Annotated in this window: 11 protein-coding genes; 7 read left to right on the plus strand and 4 right to left on the minus strand. The window is 63.9% G+C overall.

The window, feature by feature from the left end:
* Positions 1–42: 42 nt before the first annotated feature.
* The 5 genes from NKH02_RS04780 (at position 43) to NKH02_RS04800 (ending at position 7,619) form a co-directional block, all read left to right on the plus strand.
* Complete coding sequence (locus NKH02_RS04780; protein WP_352876750.1) at positions 43–1,593, plus strand: Do family serine endopeptidase; 1,551 nt, start codon at positions 43–45, stop codon at positions 1,591–1,593.
* A gap of 310 nt (positions 1,594–1,903) precedes the next feature.
* Complete coding sequence (locus tag NKH02_RS04785; RefSeq protein ID WP_352626833.1) at positions 1,904–2,578, plus strand: response regulator transcription factor; 675 nt, start codon at positions 1,904–1,906, stop codon at positions 2,576–2,578.
* 7 nt (positions 2,579–2,585) lie between these two features.
* Positions 2,586–4,061 (plus strand): sensor histidine kinase, encoded by a 1,476-nt coding sequence (locus NKH02_RS04790; RefSeq protein ID WP_352876752.1) that lies wholly within the window; start codon positions 2,586–2,588, stop codon positions 4,059–4,061.
* Complete coding sequence (locus NKH02_RS04795) at positions 4,061–7,081, plus strand: bifunctional [glutamine synthetase] adenylyltransferase/[glutamine synthetase]-adenylyl-L-tyrosine phosphorylase (protein ID WP_352876755.1); 3,021 nt, start codon at positions 4,061–4,063, stop codon at positions 7,079–7,081. The genes NKH02_RS04790 and NKH02_RS04795 overlap by 1 nt, the downstream gene beginning before the upstream one ends.
* A 58-nt stretch (positions 7,082–7,139) precedes the next feature.
* The gene (locus NKH02_RS04800; protein ID WP_352876757.1) at positions 7,140–7,619 is read left to right on the plus strand and encodes an EF-hand domain-containing protein; all 480 of its coding nucleotides are present in this window, start codon (positions 7,140–7,142) and stop codon (positions 7,617–7,619) included.
* A 45-nt stretch (positions 7,620–7,664) separates the two neighbouring features.
* On the opposite strand, the gene NKH02_RS04805 is transcribed toward NKH02_RS04800, so the two are convergent.
* Both NKH02_RS04805 and pepN read right to left on the minus strand, forming a co-directional pair.
* Positions 7,665–9,986, minus strand: coding sequence for a PAS domain-containing sensor histidine kinase (locus NKH02_RS04805; RefSeq protein WP_352871974.1), 2,322 nt, complete (start codon positions 9,984–9,986; stop codon positions 7,665–7,667).
* Between the two features lie 193 nt (positions 9,987–10,179).
* Complete coding sequence (pepN, locus tag NKH02_RS04810; RefSeq protein ID WP_352876759.1) at positions 10,180–12,825, minus strand: aminopeptidase N; 2,646 nt, start codon at positions 12,823–12,825, stop codon at positions 10,180–10,182.
* Positions 12,826–12,980: 155 nt separating this feature from the next.
* On the opposite strand from pepN, the gene NKH02_RS04815 reads away from it, so the two are divergent.
* Entirely contained in the window at positions 12,981–15,287 is a 2,307-nt protein-coding gene (locus NKH02_RS04815; protein WP_352876761.1) for a xanthine dehydrogenase family protein molybdopterin-binding subunit, read from the plus strand.
* A 71-nt stretch (positions 15,288–15,358) separates the two neighbouring features.
* The gene (locus NKH02_RS04820) at positions 15,359–16,261 is read left to right on the plus strand and encodes a DMT family transporter (protein WP_352876855.1); all 903 of its coding nucleotides are present in this window, start codon (positions 15,359–15,361) and stop codon (positions 16,259–16,261) included.
* Here NKH02_RS04820 and NKH02_RS04825 read toward each other — a convergent pair whose 3' ends face one another.
* Both NKH02_RS04825 and NKH02_RS04830 read right to left on the minus strand, forming a co-directional pair.
* On the minus strand, positions 16,262–17,074 hold the full coding sequence (locus NKH02_RS04825; RefSeq protein ID WP_352876763.1) for a helix-turn-helix domain-containing protein: 813 nt from the start codon (positions 17,072–17,074) through the stop codon (positions 16,262–16,264).
* Between the two features lie 47 nt (positions 17,075–17,121).
* Complete coding sequence (locus NKH02_RS04830; RefSeq protein WP_352876765.1) at positions 17,122–18,003, minus strand: uracil-DNA glycosylase; 882 nt, start codon at positions 18,001–18,003, stop codon at positions 17,122–17,124.
* Between the last annotated feature and the right edge of the window lie 37 nt (positions 18,004–18,040).

The raw sequence follows: 18,040 nt of genomic DNA on the forward strand, positions 1-18,040 counted from the left end.
TGCCGATCGAGCAGCATCCATTTGAAAGAGGATACGAGAACCATGAATATTGCCCCCAATTCATATTCCCTCACCCGCAAGCGTCTGCTGGCTGCCGTCGCGTCCATCGCCGTGGCCGGTGCGATCGGCGTCGGCGCGCTGACCAGTGGAACCAGCCCTGTTCTGGCCGACGCCGTGCGCGTCGAGGCGCCGCAGGTGCCGGGCTTCGCCGATGTCGTCGAGCGCGTTTCTCCCGCCGTTGTCAGCGTCAAGGTCAAGGCCAAGATCAGCCCGGCGGCCGATGATGGCTCCGACCAGTCCGACGATCCGGACGGCATGAACAACATGCCCGATAACCCGCAGCTGCGCCGCTTCTTCAAGGAATTCCGCGGCTTTGGCGACCAGAACGGTCAGGACGGTAACAGGCGCTTCAGCCACCGTGACCACAATAACGGCCAGCCGCGGCCGGTTGCGCAGGGATCCGGCTTCTTCATCTCCGATGACGGCTATCTCGTCACCAACAACCACGTCGTTTCGGAAGGCTCGGCCTTCACCGTGGTGATGAATGACGGCAAGGAACTCGACGCCAAGCTGATCGGCACCGACCCACGCACCGATCTCGCCGTGCTCAAGGTCGAGGGTGTCGGCAAGTTCACCTACGTCGACTTCGCCGACGATTCCAAGGTTCGTGTTGGCGACTGGGTGGTGGCCGTCGGCAATCCGTTCGGCCTCGGCGGCACCGTCACCGCCGGCATCGTCTCGGCCCGCGGCCGCGACATTGGCGCCGGCCCCTATGACGACTTCATCCAGATCGATGCGTCGGTCAACCGCGGCAATTCGGGTGGCCCGACCTTCAACCTCAACGGTCAGGTCGTCGGCATCAACACCGCGATCTTCTCGCCGTCCGGCGGCAGCGTTGGCATCGCCTTCGACATTCCCGCTTCGACCGCCAAGCAGGTCGTTCAGGACCTGATGAAGAGCGGTTCGGTGCAGCGCGGCTGGCTCGGCGTCGAAATCCAGCCGGTCACGTCCGACATCGCCGAATCGCTCGGTCTGAAGTCCAATAACGGCGCGCTGGTTTCCAGCGCCCAGGACAATGGCCCCGGCAAGAAGGCCGGCATCACCGCCGGTGACGTGATAACCCAGGTCGACGGCAAGGACGTTGCTTCGCCGAAGGAACTGGCACGCCTGATAGGCGCCTTTTCGCCCGGCAAATCTGTCGACGTCACCGTGTGGCGCGACGGCAAGAGCCAGACGGTCAAGGTCGATCTCGGCACTCTACCCACCAGTGACAAGCAGGCATCTGCCGACCAGCCGCAGCCGCCCGCTCCGGCCAAGCCCGACACTCTGGCCGATCTCGGACTGACCGTCACCAAGTCCGAAAGCGGCAAGGGGCTGGTGGTGACCGACGTCGATCCCGACAGCGATGCCGCAGATCGCGGCATCCAGCCAGGCGACGTCATCACATCAGTCAATTCGACCGAGGTGAACGGCACAGACGATGTCACCAAGGCGATGACCGACGCAGTCAAATCCGGCCGCAAGGCGGTGCTGATGCAGATTAGCCGCGACGATACCAATCGTTTCGTCGCACTGCCCGTCGCCAAGGGCTGACGCTGTTCGACTTTTCCGGTGCGGCCGTTTCAAACACCCCCGAGCCGCCGCACGGGAAAGCATGGAGGAGCGCGCGTTAGTCAGTCATCGTGCTCTCCCCCGGCGGCAGCGGGCCTCCCATCGCCCGCTGCCGCACTATCGTCTGAAAGCCTGCTTGTCGTCTGAAAGCGTTTCGGCGGTCTTGGCGCAACCACATCGGGGACAAGGACTTTATCGCACACGGCTTCGGATGATCTTGATCGCGATGGCAAAGGCCACAATGCAGATGTCTGCCACTCAACCTTCCGGCGAAATCGCGTATAACAGTCCGATGAAGATTCTCGTCATAGAGGACGATCGCGAGGCCGCGGATTACTTGCAGAAAGCCTTTACCGAGGCCGGTCACACCGCGCATGTCGCCGGTGATGGCGAAACCGGCTTCGCGCTCGCCGATGCCGGCGACTACGACGTGATGGTCATCGACAGGATGATGCCGCGCCGTGATGGCCTGTCGGTCATTGCCGGTCTGAGATCCAGGGGCAACACCACCCCGGTGCTGATCCTGTCGGCGCTGGGCGAGGTCGATGACCGGGTCACCGGCCTGCGCGCCGGCGGCGACGATTACCTGACCAAGCCCTATGCCTTTTCCGAGCTTCTGGCCCGCGTCGAGGTGCTGAATCGCCGCGCCAGCGCCAAGGAAGCCGAAACCGTCTACCGCGTCGGCGATCTCGAACTCGACAGGCTGTCGCATTCGGTCCGTCGCGCGGCGCGCGAGATCACGCTGCAGCCACGTGAATTCCGCCTGCTGGAATATCTGATGCGCCATGCCGGCCAGGTGGTGACGCGCACCATGCTGCTCGAAAATGTCTGGGACTATCATTTCGATCCGCAGACCAATGTCATCGACGTCCATGTCTCGCGGCTGCGCGGCAAGATCGAGAAGGGCTTCGACAAGCCCATCCTGCATACGGTTCGCGGCGCCGGCTATATGCTGAAGAGCAGTTAGCGGCAGCATGGCTCTTTCCGTGCCAGCCATCATGAAGACGACGGCAGCGCGGCTTTCGGCGCTCTACCTCCTGCTCTTCGCGCTCTGCGCGGTGGCGCTCGTCTTCTACATGACCTCCCTGTCGGCGCGCATGCTGACGGCGCAGACCCAGGACACCATCAACGACGAGGTGCTCGGTCTGGCTCGCGCCTATCAACGAGGCGGCCTGCCGGTGTTGGTCCGTGTGGTCGAGGCGCGCTCACGCCAGCCCGGCGCAAACCTCTATCTGATCGCCGATGCCAACGGCCAGATTCTGACCGGCAATGTGCAGAGCCTTGAACCGGGCGTTCTCGAAACCGAAGGTTGGACCAGCAGCCCGTTCTCCTACCAGCGCTTTGGCGAAGGAGAACTCGAGCGTCTGCGCAATCTGCCCGCCGAGCAGGGTACCAACCAAACCGAGCAGAACGACGCGCAGGCCCAGGGCGAAACGGGCCACAACGCCATTGCGCTGGTGCTGCGGCTGCCAAACCAGATGATCATGCTGGTCGGCCGTGACCTCGGTGAGCCGGAGCGGTTTCGCGCCGTCATCCGTCGCGCCCTGATGCTGGCGCTCGGCATGATGGGGCTTGGCGGGCTGCTGATCTGGTTCTTCGTCGGCCGCGCGGCGCTGAAGCGCATCGACAGTGTGTCGGAGGCCAGCCGCCGCATCATGGGTGGCGACCTGTCCGGCCGGCTGCCGGTGACCGGGACCGGCGACGAGTTCGACCGGCTTTCCGAAAACCTTAATGTGATGCTGGCCAGGATCGCCACGCTCAACGAAGGCTTGAAGCAGGTTTCCGACAACATCGCGCATGATCTGAAGACGCCGCTGACGCGGCTGCGCAACCGGGCAGAAGCGGCGCTTTCGGGTAAGCACAAGACCGCCGACTATCGTCAGGCACTGGAAGGCACCATCGCCGAGTCCGACCAACTGATAAAAACCTTCAACGCCATCCTGATGATCTCCCGGCTGGAGGCTGGCTACTCCTCGGAGAACACCGACCGCGTCGATCTTGCGGGGGCCGTGCGCGATGTCGTCGAACTCTACGAGCCGGTGGCGGACGAGGCGGGCGTCTCGCTGGAGACAGACGTGCGGGAGACGGTTTTCGTCAACGGTAACCGCGAACTGATCGGCCAGGCGCTGTCGAACATCGTCGACAACGCCATCAAATATTCGACCGACGCCGCTGCTCAGCCGGCTGTGCGCGTAGCCCTTGAGCGAACCGGCACGGATGTTCGGCTGTCGGTCGTCGACAATGGCCACGGCATCCCCGACGATAGCGACCGCGCTCGCGCGACGGAACGTTTCGTGCGGCTGGAAAAGAGCCGTTCGCAGCCGGGTTCCGGTCTTGGCCTCAGCCTCGCCAAGGCCGTCATGACATTCCACAATGGCCGGCTTGATCTCTTGCCTGGCAATCCCGGACTATCCGTGGTCATGAGTTTCCCGGTACGGGAGGATCACTGATGAGCACGGCTGCGAAGCGGGCGGTGGCGCAATGGCTGCTGAAGCCGTCTATCAGCCTTGCTCCACTCGACGAGAACCGTTCGCGGCAAGAACTGGCCGAGATCGCCTCCGCCGCAAACGAGGAAGGGCTGACACGGCTGGCCAGGTTCCTGGCCGGCAAAGGGGAGGGCCAGGATTTCCTGGCAGCCATCTTCGATCTGTCGCCCTTCCTGCGCGACACGGCACGTCGCCGGCCGCGGATCCTCGATGGGCTGTTCGAGCAGACGGTCGAGGATCGGCTGAAGGCGATCGGTGCTGCCATCGACCAGGCGCATCTGGCCGAGGCGGTCTCGGAAGCCGGCCTGATGATGGAACTGCGCCGGTGCAAGGCCGAGGCGCATTTCCTGATCGCGCTGGCCGATCTTGCCGGTGAAGCCGAAACGGCGCTGACGGTGCGGCGGCTGAGCGACCTTGCCGATGCCTGCGCCCGCGCCGCCGTCGACTTCCTGCTGCGTGACGCGCATGGCCAGGGCAAGCTCAAACTGCCGGATCTCGACAATCCGTCGAAGCAATCGGGCTGGATTCTGCTCGGCATGGGCAAGCTCGGCGCGCACGAGCTGAATTTCTCCTCGGACATCGATCTCGTGGTTTTCTTCGATCCGGAAGCGCCGGCCGTCGTCGATCCGCTCGACGCCACCGAGCTGTTTTCGCGCCTAACGCGCCGCCTGGTGCGTATCCTGCAGGATCGCACCGAGCACGGTTATGTCTTCCGCACCGATTTGAGGCTGCGCCCTGATCCGGGTTCCACCCCGCTGGCGATTCCGGTCGAGGCCGCACTGCGCTACTATGAGGCGCGCGGTCAGAACTGGGAGCGTGCCGCCATGATCAAAGCGCGTCCGGTGGCCGGCGACCTGGCAGCGGGCGCGGCCTTCCTCAAGGAGCTCCAGCCCTATATCTGGCGCAAATACATGGACTACGCGGCGATTGCCGATGTCCATTCGATCAAACGCCAGATCCACGCCCACAAGGGCCATGGCGAGATCGCGGTCAAGGGCCACAACGTCAAGCTCGGTCGTGGCGGTATCCGCGAGATCGAGTTCTTCGTCCAGACCCAGCAGCTCATCGCCGGCGGCCGCTTCCCGGAACTGCGCGGCCGCGAGACCGTGCCGATGCTCGGCCAGCTCGCGGCGCGCGGCTGGATCACCGCCGATGCGCGCGACGCGCTGGCGCGTCAGTATTGGTTCCTGCGCCGCGTCGAACATGCCGTGCAGATGGTTGCCGACGAGCAGACGCACACGCTGCCGGAAGACGATGAGGGGCTGGAGCGAATCGCCCGTATGTTGGGCTTTGCCGATTCTGCTGCCTTTTCCCAAGCGTTCCGCGCCTCGCTGCAGCAGGTCGAACGCCATTACGCGGCTCTTTTCGAAACCGCGCCGGAGCTTTCGACCGGCATCGGCAATCTGGTCTTCACCGGCGATGTCGACGATCCCGATACGTTGCAGACCTTGCACGGCCTAGGCTTTCACAGGCCAAGCGACATCTGCCGCGTCATTCGCAGCTGGCATTTCGGCCGCTATCGCGTCACCCAGTCGGCGGAGGCACGCGAGCGGCTGACGGAACTGACACCGGCGCTGTTGCGGTCCTTTGGCCAGACGCGCCGGGCCGACGAAGCCCTGATGCGCTTCGACGAGTTTCTCGCTGGCCTGCCGGCCGGCATCCAGCTGTTTTCCCTGCTGCAATCCAATCCAGCCCTGTTGAAGCTTCTGGCGACAATCATGGGTGCGGCACCCCGGCTGGCGGCGATCATCACGCGCCGGCCGCATGTTTTCGACGGTTTGCTGGACCCGGCCTTGCTGACGGAGCTGCCGGACCGCGTCTATCTGTCGGCGCGGCTTTCCGCCTTCGTCGAGGGCGACCGGCTGTATGAGGACGTGCTCGACCGGCTGCGCATATTTGCCTCCGAGCAGAAATTCCTGATCGGCGTCAGGCTGCTGGCCGGCTCGATCGACCCTGCGCGCGCCGGCCGCGCCTTTTCCGATCTGGCGGATCTCACCATCGAGGCGGCGCTGCAGGCGGTGACAACCGAATTCGCGGCGCGCCACGGCACGATTGCCGGGGGCTTGGTTTCCCTGCTCGGCTTAGGCAAACTCGGCAGCCGAGAGTTGACCGCCGGATCGGATGTCGACCTGATCCTGCTCTACGACCACGCGCCGGATGCCGAGGAATCCGATGGCGCCAAGCCGCTGGCGCCTTCGCATTACTACGCCCGCATGACGCAGCGGCTGATTGCGGCGGTGTCCGCGCCGACGGCGGAGGGGGTGCTCTACGAACTCGACCTGCGCCTGCGGCCATCCGGCAACAAGGGCCCGGTCGCCACCCATATCGATGCCTTCAAGAAATATCAGCGTCAGGAAGCCTGGACGTGGGAACACATGGCGCTGGCACGGGCGCGTACCATTGCCGGCGACCCCAGCCTGTGCAGCGAGGTCGAGGCGGAAGTGGCGGCGGTGCTTGGCCAGCCTCGCAACGCCGCAAAGGTGATGGCCGAGGCCTCGGACATGCGCGCCATGATCGAGAAGGAAAAGCCGCCGCGCGACCTTTGGGACATCAAGCTGATCCCCGGTGGCCTCATCGATCTCGAATTCATCGCTCAGGTGGCCGTCATCACCGGGCAGGTCGAGGCTGGGCCGCGTGCGCCGGCCGTGCCAATTGCACGTGCCGCGGCCGCGCCAATGGCACGTGCCCCGGTCGTTGCACGTGCCACCGGCACGGCCGAGATCCTGTCGCGTCTCGCGCCGGGCTTCGCCGATGCCGGGACAAGGCAGGACCTTGGCGACGCCTACTCGCTCTATCTGGCACTGACCCAGATGACGCGGCTGTGCCTCACCGGAGCCTTTGAACGCGACGATGTTCCACCGGGGCTGTCGGATCTGCTTCTGGCGGTGACCGATCTGCCGGATTTCGGTGTGCTGGAAGCACATCTCAAAGAGACGTCGCAAAAGGTCAGGAAAGATTTCGACCTTTTGCTTCGTACGGGATGACCGCGACGAGCGGCTATCTCGGACCGCATCGGGGGTGACGATGCAACAGGAGAAGACCATGAGAAAGACAACCAAACTTGCCCTTGCCTTCGTTGCCTTGGCCGGCGCCGTCGGCACCACGGCCTATGCCGAAAACAATGCCAGCGCAAGAATGCGTGAGGGCACGATGATGCGCCTCAACAAGGCGATGAAGGATTCGAACGGGACCATCAGCTTCGACCAGTTCTCCGACGCCATGAACGCGCGGCTGAAGAAACTCGTCGCCGACAACGGCGGCAAGCTGACCGTCGCCCAGCTCGCCGAGGCGCTGGAGAAGGCGCGCTTCGAGCAGATGGCCAAACGCATCATCGCCCGCTACGACACCGAGGACGACGGCACGCTGACGTCAGACGACATCACCGGTCGGGAGAAGAAAATCTTTGCCATGCTCGACAGGAACAACGACGGCAAGATCGAGAAGAGCGAATTGCCGAAGGGCGGCCGCTTCGGCCGTCACCCTCAATGGAGTGACGACGGCGACAACAGCGATATGCAGTGAGGCTGTCTGTGGCAGGCTCCGGCGGTGTCAGTCGGAGCCCGCTGCTCAGGCCGCGACCCTGATCGCCGGCGAGGCTTTCTTCAACGGAATGCGCACCGATACGATCGTGCCGACACCTTCGGTCGAACGGATCTTCAGCGCGCCACCCTGGAGCTCGGCCAGCGAACGCGAGATGGCGAGGCCAAGGCCGGATCCGGCGTGGCTCTTGGAGAACTGATTCTGCACCTGTTCGAAGGGCCGTCCGAGCTTGCCGAGCGCATCCTTGGGGATGCCGCAGCCATTGTCCTCGATCGTCAGCACCAGCGCGCCGGATGTGTTGCGGGCCCTGACCGATATGTGGCCGCCCTGGCCGGTGAATTTCACCGCATTGGACAAAAGGTTGATGACGATCTGCTTGATCGCACGGCGGTCGGCGACCAGCGTCAGCGCGTCGGCGATGCGGGTTTCCATGGTGATGGCCTTTTGCGTCGCCTGCAATGATACGACGCGAACGGTTTCGCTGATCAGCGGGCCGAGATCGATCTCTTCGCGGTCCAGCGAGAACTGGCCAGCCTCGATCTTGGACATATCGAGAATGTCGTTGATGACGCCCAGGAGATATTTACCGCTGCTGTTGATGTCGGTGGCGTATTCCTCGTAGCGCTCCGATCCGAGCGGGCCGAACAGCCCCTGTTCCATGAGTTCGGAGAAGCCGATGATCGCATTCAGCGGCGTGCGCAACTCATGCGACATGTTGGCCAGGAACTCGGACTTGGCTCGGTTCGCCGCCTCGGCGCGTTCGGTTTCCTTCATATATTTGCGGTTGAGGTCGACCAGTTCGCGCGACCGCTCCTCTTCCGCCCGCCGCGCAAGGCTGAGATCATGGATCGTCGCCATCAGCCGGCGCTCGCTGTCGACCAGCTTCTCCTGGTGCAGCTTGATCTGGGTGATGTCGGAGCCGACCGAGACGATGCCGCCGTCCCGGGTCCTCAGTTCGTTGACCTGCAGCCAGCGGCCGTCGGCCAGCTGCCGCTCGAAAGAGGCGCCGCCTTGCAGGCCGCTGGTGTTGGCAAGCCGCCGTTCGGAGGCAAAGGCCAGCATGCGTTCTTCCAACGCCGCGCGCGCGGTGCCCGGCATCACGTCACGGTCCGAAAGCCCGTTATCCTGCTGATATTTGGAATTGCACATGATCAGGCGCTGCGCCGAATCCCACAGTACGAAGGATTCGTTGATGTTCTCGATCGCTGTTCTGAGGCGAAGGTCGGCCGCTTCGGAACGCAGCGCCAGATGACGCTGTTCGGTGACGTCGACGGCGATGCCGATGAGCTGGATTTCCGGCGCTTCCGGATCGATGACCTGCGCCCGTGCGCGCATCCAGACCCATTGGCCGTCGGCATGCCGCATCCGGAACACCTGGTCGATGTGGTCGATCTCGCGTGCGACAATCCTATTGGCGAGCTGGAACAGGTCGCCGTCCTCTGGATGGATGATCTGATCGACCTCGCCGAAGGACAGCATCGTGTCGCAGGGCTTGTAACCGAGCATGTCGTACATCGATCGCGACCAGTACATCTTGCCGCGCACCATATCCCAGTCCCACAGGCCGCAGCGGCCGCGAACCAGTGCCATGTCGATGCGCTGGTGCGCTTCGAGGTAGATCCGGTCAGCCGCCTGTGCACGTGCCGCCTGGCCGAAATAGGCATAGAGGATGACGATCAGCACGCCGGCCGTCAGCACGAACAGGGTGACGTTCAGCGAAACAGTCTTGCGCCAGGCATCGAAAACCGCGTCCTGCGGCACCAAGGCCGCCGATGCGCCCTTTCCACCATTCGCTAGGCTGACCGCCGCATACCAGTCCCGTCCGTCGATGTTGACTTCCATGACGCCGGCGCGATCGCCGAACATGAACAAGGGCTGGCCGCCCTCGACCAGGCTGTCGAGCGAATGGCCCTGCCATGGCATCGAACGCGGTGTCTCCGCGACGATCTTGAAAGCACTGTCGGTGATGACGAGCACATGGCTGCGGCCCATCGCGCCCTGACGGCTTGTGGTCTCCAGCAGATCCTGGATGGCGCCAGGCACCGTGTCCGAGGTGGTGGCCAGCGAACTGGCCAGTTGGCCCGCCGCCAGCGTCAGGATCGCCTTGGCATTGCGCTCGACATCGTCGCGCTCGTTCATCAGCGATAGCACGCGCAGCGCCGCGATGACGATCAGGAAGGTGATGATGAGGACGGGTATCGATCGGCGCAGCAGCGGCTCGGCGGCCAGAAGCCGTCGGTAGGCCGGTTCGGCGATGAGCCGCGTATTCCCCGCAAGGCCGTCGCCGCGCGTCTCGCGATGCGCAAAAGCCGTCCCTTCGGGCGCGCCCCACGCGTCCGCCTTCGCCATAAATGGCACTCCCCGTATTTGCCTATGCTGCTTGGTGATCCGGCAAACGCCGCACATCCGAATCGTCAGTAAAGAATCAAAGGTGATTCGCCTTGTCCAGTGGTCCGGCCAAAAAAGATTAAAAATCGACTAAAATAATGCTGAAACGGCCTATCTCCCCCACTAGGGTCCCACGAGGGGGAGATCTTTCGCCTCAAGCCAGCGTGCGCTCGACGATATCCCTTAGATCCGCTGACAGGTTTTCGGCGTTGGCGATCGACAGCAGCGCTTCCTTGGCCTTGGCCTGCCGCGAAGGTTCGAGCGAACGCCAGGATCTGAGCGCCGTCGCCAACCTTGCCGCCACCTGCGGGTTGCGTTTTTCGACCTCGAGTACCGTTTGCGAAAAAAACCGGTAGCCTTCGCCGTCGGCCCGGTGGAAGCCGGTCTGGTTGGCGCTGGAGAAGGTGCCGATCAAGGAGCGTACCCGGTTCGGATTGCCCATCGAGAAGGCCGGGTGGCTGGTCAGGGCCCTCACTGTGTCGACGGTTTGCGGCCCCGGAACGCTGGCCTGGATCTGGAACCATTTGTCCATGACCAGCGGGTCGGACCCATAGATCGTCTCGAAAGCCGCCAGCGCCTCGATAGCCTCGGGCGAATCGTGGTGACGATGCGCGAGCACGGCAAGCGCTGCCGCGCGGTCGGTCATGTTGGTCGCGGACTGGAAATGCCCGGCGGCGAGTGCTGCTCCGCCCGGCTGCAGCGACAGATAATCCAGCAGGGTGTTGCGCAAGGCGCGTCGTCCGGCGCTCGCCGCGTCGGGGCTGAACGCTCCCGTGTCGGCGAGGCTGAGGTAGAGGACCGAAAAAGCGTCCCGGCTCGCGGCGCCGATCGCCAGCGCCAGCGCCTCGCGAGCCGCATAGATGGCATCGGGGTCGATATTCCTGCCGATGTCGCGGGCAATGTCGGCTTCGCCCGGCAATGCCAGCGCCAGCGCACGATAGGCCGGCTCCAGCGTCTCGTCGCCGGCGATGCTGCCGGCAAGCTCGGTCAGCCGCGCGGCGAAGTCAGCTTGCTTGCCGCCGAGGATCTCGCGGAAGGCTGATATCAGTGCGTCGGTCAGCAATGTGTTGAAGGCCTGCCAGCGCGAGAAGGCGTCGCTGTCATGGCGGGCGAGGAAGAACTGGTCATCGGCTTTCTGCTCGACCGACAACGTTACCGGCGCCGAAAAGCCGCGGTTGAGGGACACGGCCGGGCGTTCGGCGACGCCTGAAAACCGCACCATGTGGCGGCGCTTGCGGACATGGATGACGCCCTCCTCGACGCTGGCACCCTCGACGCCGCTATACTCCACCGCCTTGCCGCCGGCGCCGATCAGGCCGAAGGCGAGCGGGATGTGCATCAGCCGCTTGCGGCTTTCGGAAGGCGTCGGCGGCACCGACTGTTCGATTTCGAGCGTGAACTCCCGCGCGGCCGGATTGTAGGTCGAACTGATCGTCAGGTTAGGGGTACCCGCCTGATGATACCAGAGCGCGAACTGCGACAGGTCGCGGCCGGACGCATCCTCGAACACCTTGACGAAATCCTCGATCGTCGCCGCGTCACCGTCGTGCCGCTCGAAATAGAGGTCCATGCCGGCGCGAAAGGCGTCGACCCCGAGAATTGTGCGGATCATGCGCACCACTTCGGAGCCTTTCTCGTAGACCGTCGCCGTGTAGAAATTGTTGATCTCGCGGTAGCGGCGCGGCCGCACCGGATGCGCCAGCGGGCCTTGGTCCTCGGGAAACTGGTGGGCACGCAGCGTGCGCACCTCGGCGATGCGCTTGACCGCGCGCGAGCGCTGGTCGGCGGAGAATTCGTGGTCGCGGAAAACCGTCAGACCTTCCTTCAGGCAGAGCTGGAACCAGTCGCGGCAAGTGATTCTGTTGCCTGTCCAATTGTGGAAATACTCATGCGCGATGATCGCCTCGATATTGGCGAAATCGGCGTCCGTCGCGGTCTCCCGATCGGCCAGCACATATTTGTCGTTGAAGATGTTGAGGCCCTTGTTCTCCATCGCGCCCATGTTGAAATCGGACACCGCGACGATGTTGAAGACGTCGAGATCGTATTCCCTGCCGAACGCCTCCTCGTCCCATTTCATCGACCGCTTCAGGGCGTCCATCGCGTAGCCGGCCAGCTTCTCCTTGCCCGCTTCGACATAGATGCCGAGCTCGACGGTGCGGCCGGACAGGGTGACGAAACTGTCGGCGAGCTGGCCGAGATCGCCGGCCACCAGCGCGAACAGGTAGGACGGCTTCGGGAAGGGGTCGTGCCATCTAGCATAGTGCCAGCCGTCGCCGAGATCGCCTCTGTCGAGCGGGTTGCCGTTGGACAAAAGCAGCGGCGCCTCGTCACGCAGCGCTTCGATCCGCACCGTATAGACGGACAGGATGTCGGGGCGATCGAGGAAATAGGTGATGCGGCGAAAGCCCTCGGCCTCGCACTGCGTGCAGTAGACATTGTTCGAGCGGTAGAGGCCCATCAGGGCTTCATTGCCCGCCGGCGCCAGCTCGGTGTCGATCAGCAACTGGAAGCGATGCGCGGCCGGCGGATTGAGGATGGTCAGCTGGTCCGGGCTCGCCAGAAAATCCGACGGTTTTACTTTCTTGCCATCGATCTCGATGCGCTTGAGCGTCAGGCCGTCACCGTCCAGCACCAATGGTGCCGACGCGGAGACGCCGTCACGTCGCTCGATCGTGAGCAAGGCGATGACGCGCGTTGCGTCTGGCGAAAGGCGGAAGGTGAGGTTGGTTTGCGGAATGAGGTAGTCGTTGGGGCGATAGTCTTCGAGCTTGAAGACCTGGCCGGTGTCCGTGCGCATTCCGTTGGTTTTCCTGTCGATTGCGTTGGCGGCGGATTGTGTCCGCTGGTCCAAGAAATTTGAAGTCCGCGCTCTTTACACGAAACGGCCCCTCGACAAAACTAAGGCAATGCCTATTTCAGGCGTTCTTCTCCCGTCATCATCACGAGGCACTCATGACCGTCGTCACACCGAAATTCGGCATGGGCGCATCCGTGCTGCGGCGCGAGGATGCAGCCTTCATCCAGGGGCAGGGCCGCTATACCGACGATATCCAGCCGGCTGGCGTCCTGCATGGCTATGTCCTGCGCTCGCCGGTCGCCAAGGCCAGTTTCACCATCGGCTCGACCGAAGCGGCGAAGGCGGCACCCGGCGTCCACTTGGTCCTGACCGGCAAGGACCTTGTTCATCTCGGCGATCTGAAATCCGGCGTCATGCAGGAGCAGCCGGATGGCACCACGGCGCCGACGCGCGACGTCCCGATCCTGTGCCGCGATCGGGTCCACTATGTCGGCGATGCCGTAGCCTTCGTCGTCGCCGACAGCCGCGCTCTGGCGCAGGATGCCGCCGAACTGATCGATGTCGACTATGACAGCGAAGACGCGACCTCCGGGACGGCAACGGCTCTTGCCGAAGGCGCGCCGCTGGTCTGGCCGGAACTCGGCTCAAACCGCGCCTTCAACTATCACATGGGCGACCAGAAAAAGACCGAAGCGGCTTTTGCCAAGGCCGCCCATGTCACCCGCATCGAATTCGTCAACAACCGGCTGGTCTGCAACTACATGGAGCCGCGCTCGGCGATCGGCGAGTGGAACGTGGAGGAGAACCGCTTCGTGCTGACCACGGGGTCGCAGGGCGTGCATTCCATGCAGTATATCCTGGCCGGCGTGTTCAAGATCAAGAAGGCCCAGCTGCGCGTCATCACGCCCGATGTCGGCGGCGGTTTCGGGCCCAAGAGCTTCGTCTATCGTGAATACCCGCTGGTGCTGGAGGCGGCAAAGCGGCTTGGCCGCCCGGTCAAATGGGCGGGCGACCGCACCGAACACTTCCTGACCGATGCGCAAGGGCGCGACAATGTCGTGACGGCCGAGATGGCGCTGGACAAGAACGGCCGATTCCTCGGCATGAAGGTAGACCTGCTCGCCAACATCGGCGCCTATATCTCGCAATACGGTCCGTTCATTCCCTATATCGGCGTCACCATGTCGACCGGCGTCTATGATATCCAGGCGCTCGACGTCTCGGTCACCGGCCTCTACACCAACACCTGCCCGGTCGATGCCTATCGCGGTGCCGGCAGACCGGAGGCAGCGTTCCTGCTGGAAAAGCTGGTCGATGCCTGCGCCCACGATCTCGGCCTGCCCGTCGAAGAGATTCGCCGCCGCAATTTCATTCGGCCGGAACAGTTTCCCTACCGCACCCAAACCGGCCGCCTCTACGACACTGGTGAATTCGAGGGCCATATGGAGCGCGCCATTGAACGGTCCGAATGGAAAGCGTTTCCGCAGCGGCTGGCGCAGTCGAAGGCTGGCGGCAAGATCCGAGGCCTCGGCATGGCGACCTATATCGAGGCCTGCGCCTTTCCGGGCTCGGAGCCGGCCTTTGTCGAACTCAATGGCGATGGCACGGTGACGCTGAAGATCGGCACCCAGACCAACGGGCAGGGGCACGCCACCGCCTATGCGCAGTTCCTGTCGGAAAAGCTCAATCTCGATATCGACAAGATCCATGTCCGGCAGGGCGATACGGACGAATTGAAGGCAGGCGGCGGCACCGGCGGCTCGCGTTCGATCCCGCTGGGGGGTGTATCAGCTTCCCGCGCGGGCGAGGATCTCGCCAACAAGATCAAGCGCATCGCCGCCGACGAGTTGGAGGCCTCAGTCGGCGACATCGAACTGTCTGATGGCGCTGCCCGCATCGTCGGCACCGATCGCTCGATCGATTTTTCCACCATCGCCAAGGCCGCCAAGACGCCCGATGATCTCAAGGGCTTTGGCGAGTTCGTACAGGACGAATGCACCTACCCGAACGGCACCCATATCTGCGAGGTCGAGATCGACCCGGACACCGGCGCCACCGAGGTCGTCCGCTACACTATCGTCGACGATTTCGGCGTCACCGTGAATCCGATCCTGCTCGCCGGCCAGGTGCATGGCGGTGTCGTGCAAGGCATCGGCCAAGCACTGATCGAAGACACGATCTATGGCGAGGATGGACAGCTTTTGACGGCGAGCTTCATGGACTACGCCATGCCACGCGCCGACAATTTCCCGTTCTTCCATTTCGAGACCCGCAACGTGCCGTCGACCACCAATGCGCTCGGCATCAAGGGGGCAGGCGAGGCCGGCACCATCGGCTCGACCCCGGCCGCACTCAATGCGGTGACCGACGCGCTCTGGCGTGCCTACGGCGTCAGGCACATCGACATGCCGGCAACGCCGGCGCGCATCTGGGCAACCATCCGGGAAGCTGTGGGAGCGTGAAAGCTGGCCACGGCAGCCCCACAGCCACAGTCAGCGACCATGCTGGCGGGCACAACACGCTCACCGGCATCATGCTCAAGATCGTGTCGGTGGCGGTCTTCGTCGGCATGCAGACCTGCATCAAGGCCGCGGGCACCGTGCCGGCGGGTCAAATCGTCTTCTTCCGTTCGTTCTTCGCCATCTTCCCGATCATCGCCTTTCTGGCTTTCAGGCGAGAACTTGGCACTGCGTTCACCACCAAGCGTCCGCTCAATCACATCGCCCGGGGCCTTGTCGGCGTCTGCGCCATGGGGCTCGGCTTTTTCGCGCTGACCCGGCTGCCGCTGCCCGAGGCGATCACGCTGAACTATGCGCAGCCGCTGCTGGTGGTCGTGTTCAGCTCGATCTTTCTCGGCGAGGCCATCCGCGTCTATCGCTGGAGCGCGGTTGCGGTCGGTCTGGTCGGCGTGCTGATCATCTCCTGGCCTGAACTGACGCTGCTCAGTTCCGATCAGGCGCTCGACGACCAGGAGGTGCTTGGCGTCATTGCCGTCCTGGTCGCCGCGGCGATCTCGGCGGTCGCCATGCTATTGGTGCGCAATCTCGTGCAAAGCGAACGCACCGCGACCATCGTGTTGTGGTTTTCGGTGACCGCGAGCGTCATGTCGCTATTGTCGCTGCCGTTCGGCTGGCAGATGCTGACGCCGCTCCAGGCAGCTCTTCTGGTTGCCGCCGGCTTCTGCGGCGGCCTCGGCCAGATCCTGATGACGGCGGCCTATCGCCATGCCGAGGCTTCGGTGGTGGCGCCGTTCGAATACACCTCGATGATCCTTGGCCTGGTCGTCGGCTATCTCGTTTTCGGCGACGTCGCCACGGTTCACATGCTTGTCGGCGGGCTAATTGTCGTTGCCGCCGGGATATTCATCATCTGGCGCGAGCGCCAGCTTGGCCTGGAGCGCACCCGCACGCGCAAGGCATCTTTGCCTGAAGGGTGATTACGACAGCTCGGCTCGCTCCTTCGCCAATCGCACCAGCACCGTCCTCGTCTGCTCATCGGCTGGGAAGAACGATTCGATCGCCAGTTCCGACAAGGTCACGTCGAGCGGCGTACCGAACACGGTGATGGTGCTGATGAACGACAGCACCTGATCGCCGTGGGCAAGCCTGAGCGGGTGCACGATGGCATTCGGCTCGACCGGCGCCGGCCGGCTGCCTTTCAAGCCGGACGGGTAGGTCCGCAGCTCGCGCTCCAGGTCAACCAGCACCGCGTCACCGCTGGCGTCGTTCTGGTGTTTGAGGCGCTCAAGCAGATGCGCCCGCCATTCCTGGAGATTGACGATGCGCGGTGCGATGCCGCCGGGGTGCAGGCTGAGGCGAAGCACGTTGACCGGCGGCTTGAGCAGCGCCTCCTCGCTGACATCGGCAAGGAAGGGAGCGATGGCGGCATTGGCCGAAACCAGGTTCCAGTGGCGGTCGACAGCGAGTGCGGGGAACGGCTCATGCCCCTTGAGGACGATTTCGACCGCCGCCATCGCCGGCGCCAACATCGCGTCGCCGAGCGAGCGCTCGCCGAAGCTGGGGGCAAAGCCGGCGGCGAGAAGCAACTGGTTGCGTTGCCTGAGCGGAATAGAGAGCTGTTCGGCCAGATGCAGCACCATATCGCGCGAGGGTGCGGCCCGTCCGCTCTCGACGAAGCTCAGATGCCGCTGCGAGATCTCGGCCTCCATGGCGAGGTCGAGCTGCGACATGCGCCGGCGCGTGCGCCACTCGCGGATGAGACTGCCAGCGGAGGTTTGGGCTGTTGTCATCAGCGATGACTAGGCCGGAGAGGGGCGCATTTCAATTACCTGCGAGGTTATCGCTGGGTGAGCGCCTGCAATTTCGCCTTCACCTCAAGAAAATCCCGCCACGCCAGTTTCTTGTGCGACGGGGTTCGCAGGAGATACGCGGGATGCAGCGTCGGCATGGCGGGTATGGCGATGCCTGACGCAGTCGTGTGGACGCGCCAGTTGCCGCGCAGCCGCAGGATGCCTTCTGAGGTGTTGAGCAAGGTCTTGGCTGACGGGCCGCCAAGGTTGATCAGCACCTTCGGATTGACCAGTTCGATCTGCCGCTCGATGAACGGCCGGCAGATCTCGGTTTCGTGCGGCGTCGGCGTGCGATTGCCCGGCGGCCGCCAGGGAATGACATTGGCGATATAGACCGAAGTGCGGTCGAGCCCGATCGCCGCCAGCATGCGGTCGAGCAGCCGGCCCGAGCGGCCGACGAAGGGCAAGCCCTCGATATCCTCGTCGCGGCCCGGCGCCTCGCCGACCAGCATCACGGAGGCTTGCGGGTTGCCGTCGGCGAACACCAGGTTCTTGGCGGTGGCCTTGAGATTGCAGCCGTCGAACGCCGCCATGTGCTGGCGGAGCTCGTCCAGGGTCGTTGCCGTCGTTGCCAGCTGGCGGGCACGTGCTGCTTGCGCTTCGTCGGGAACCGTGGCCGACGGTGCGCGCACAACCGGTGGCGCATTTGCTCTCTCTCCGGCTTCGGCGCGAGACATGTCCGTCGAACGCTGCGGAGCGGCGGTGTCGCCCGAAGGCGTCGCCGTCGGCGCTCGTTCCATCGGCTTTGGCGCAACCTCGGCGAACCGGTTCACCGGCTGGTCTTCAAGCGCCTCGTCGACCCCCACGCTGGCATAAAAAGCCAGCAGGTCGGCGATGTCAGGTCTGTTGTTTGGGGAAGCGGCAGTCATGCCAGCACATTCGTCCGCGTGGCGGCAATTTGCAAGA

It is taken from the genome of Mesorhizobium sp. M1396 (assembly GCF_040317725.1).
Taxonomy (GTDB): domain Bacteria; phylum Pseudomonadota; class Alphaproteobacteria; order Rhizobiales; family Rhizobiaceae; genus Mesorhizobium.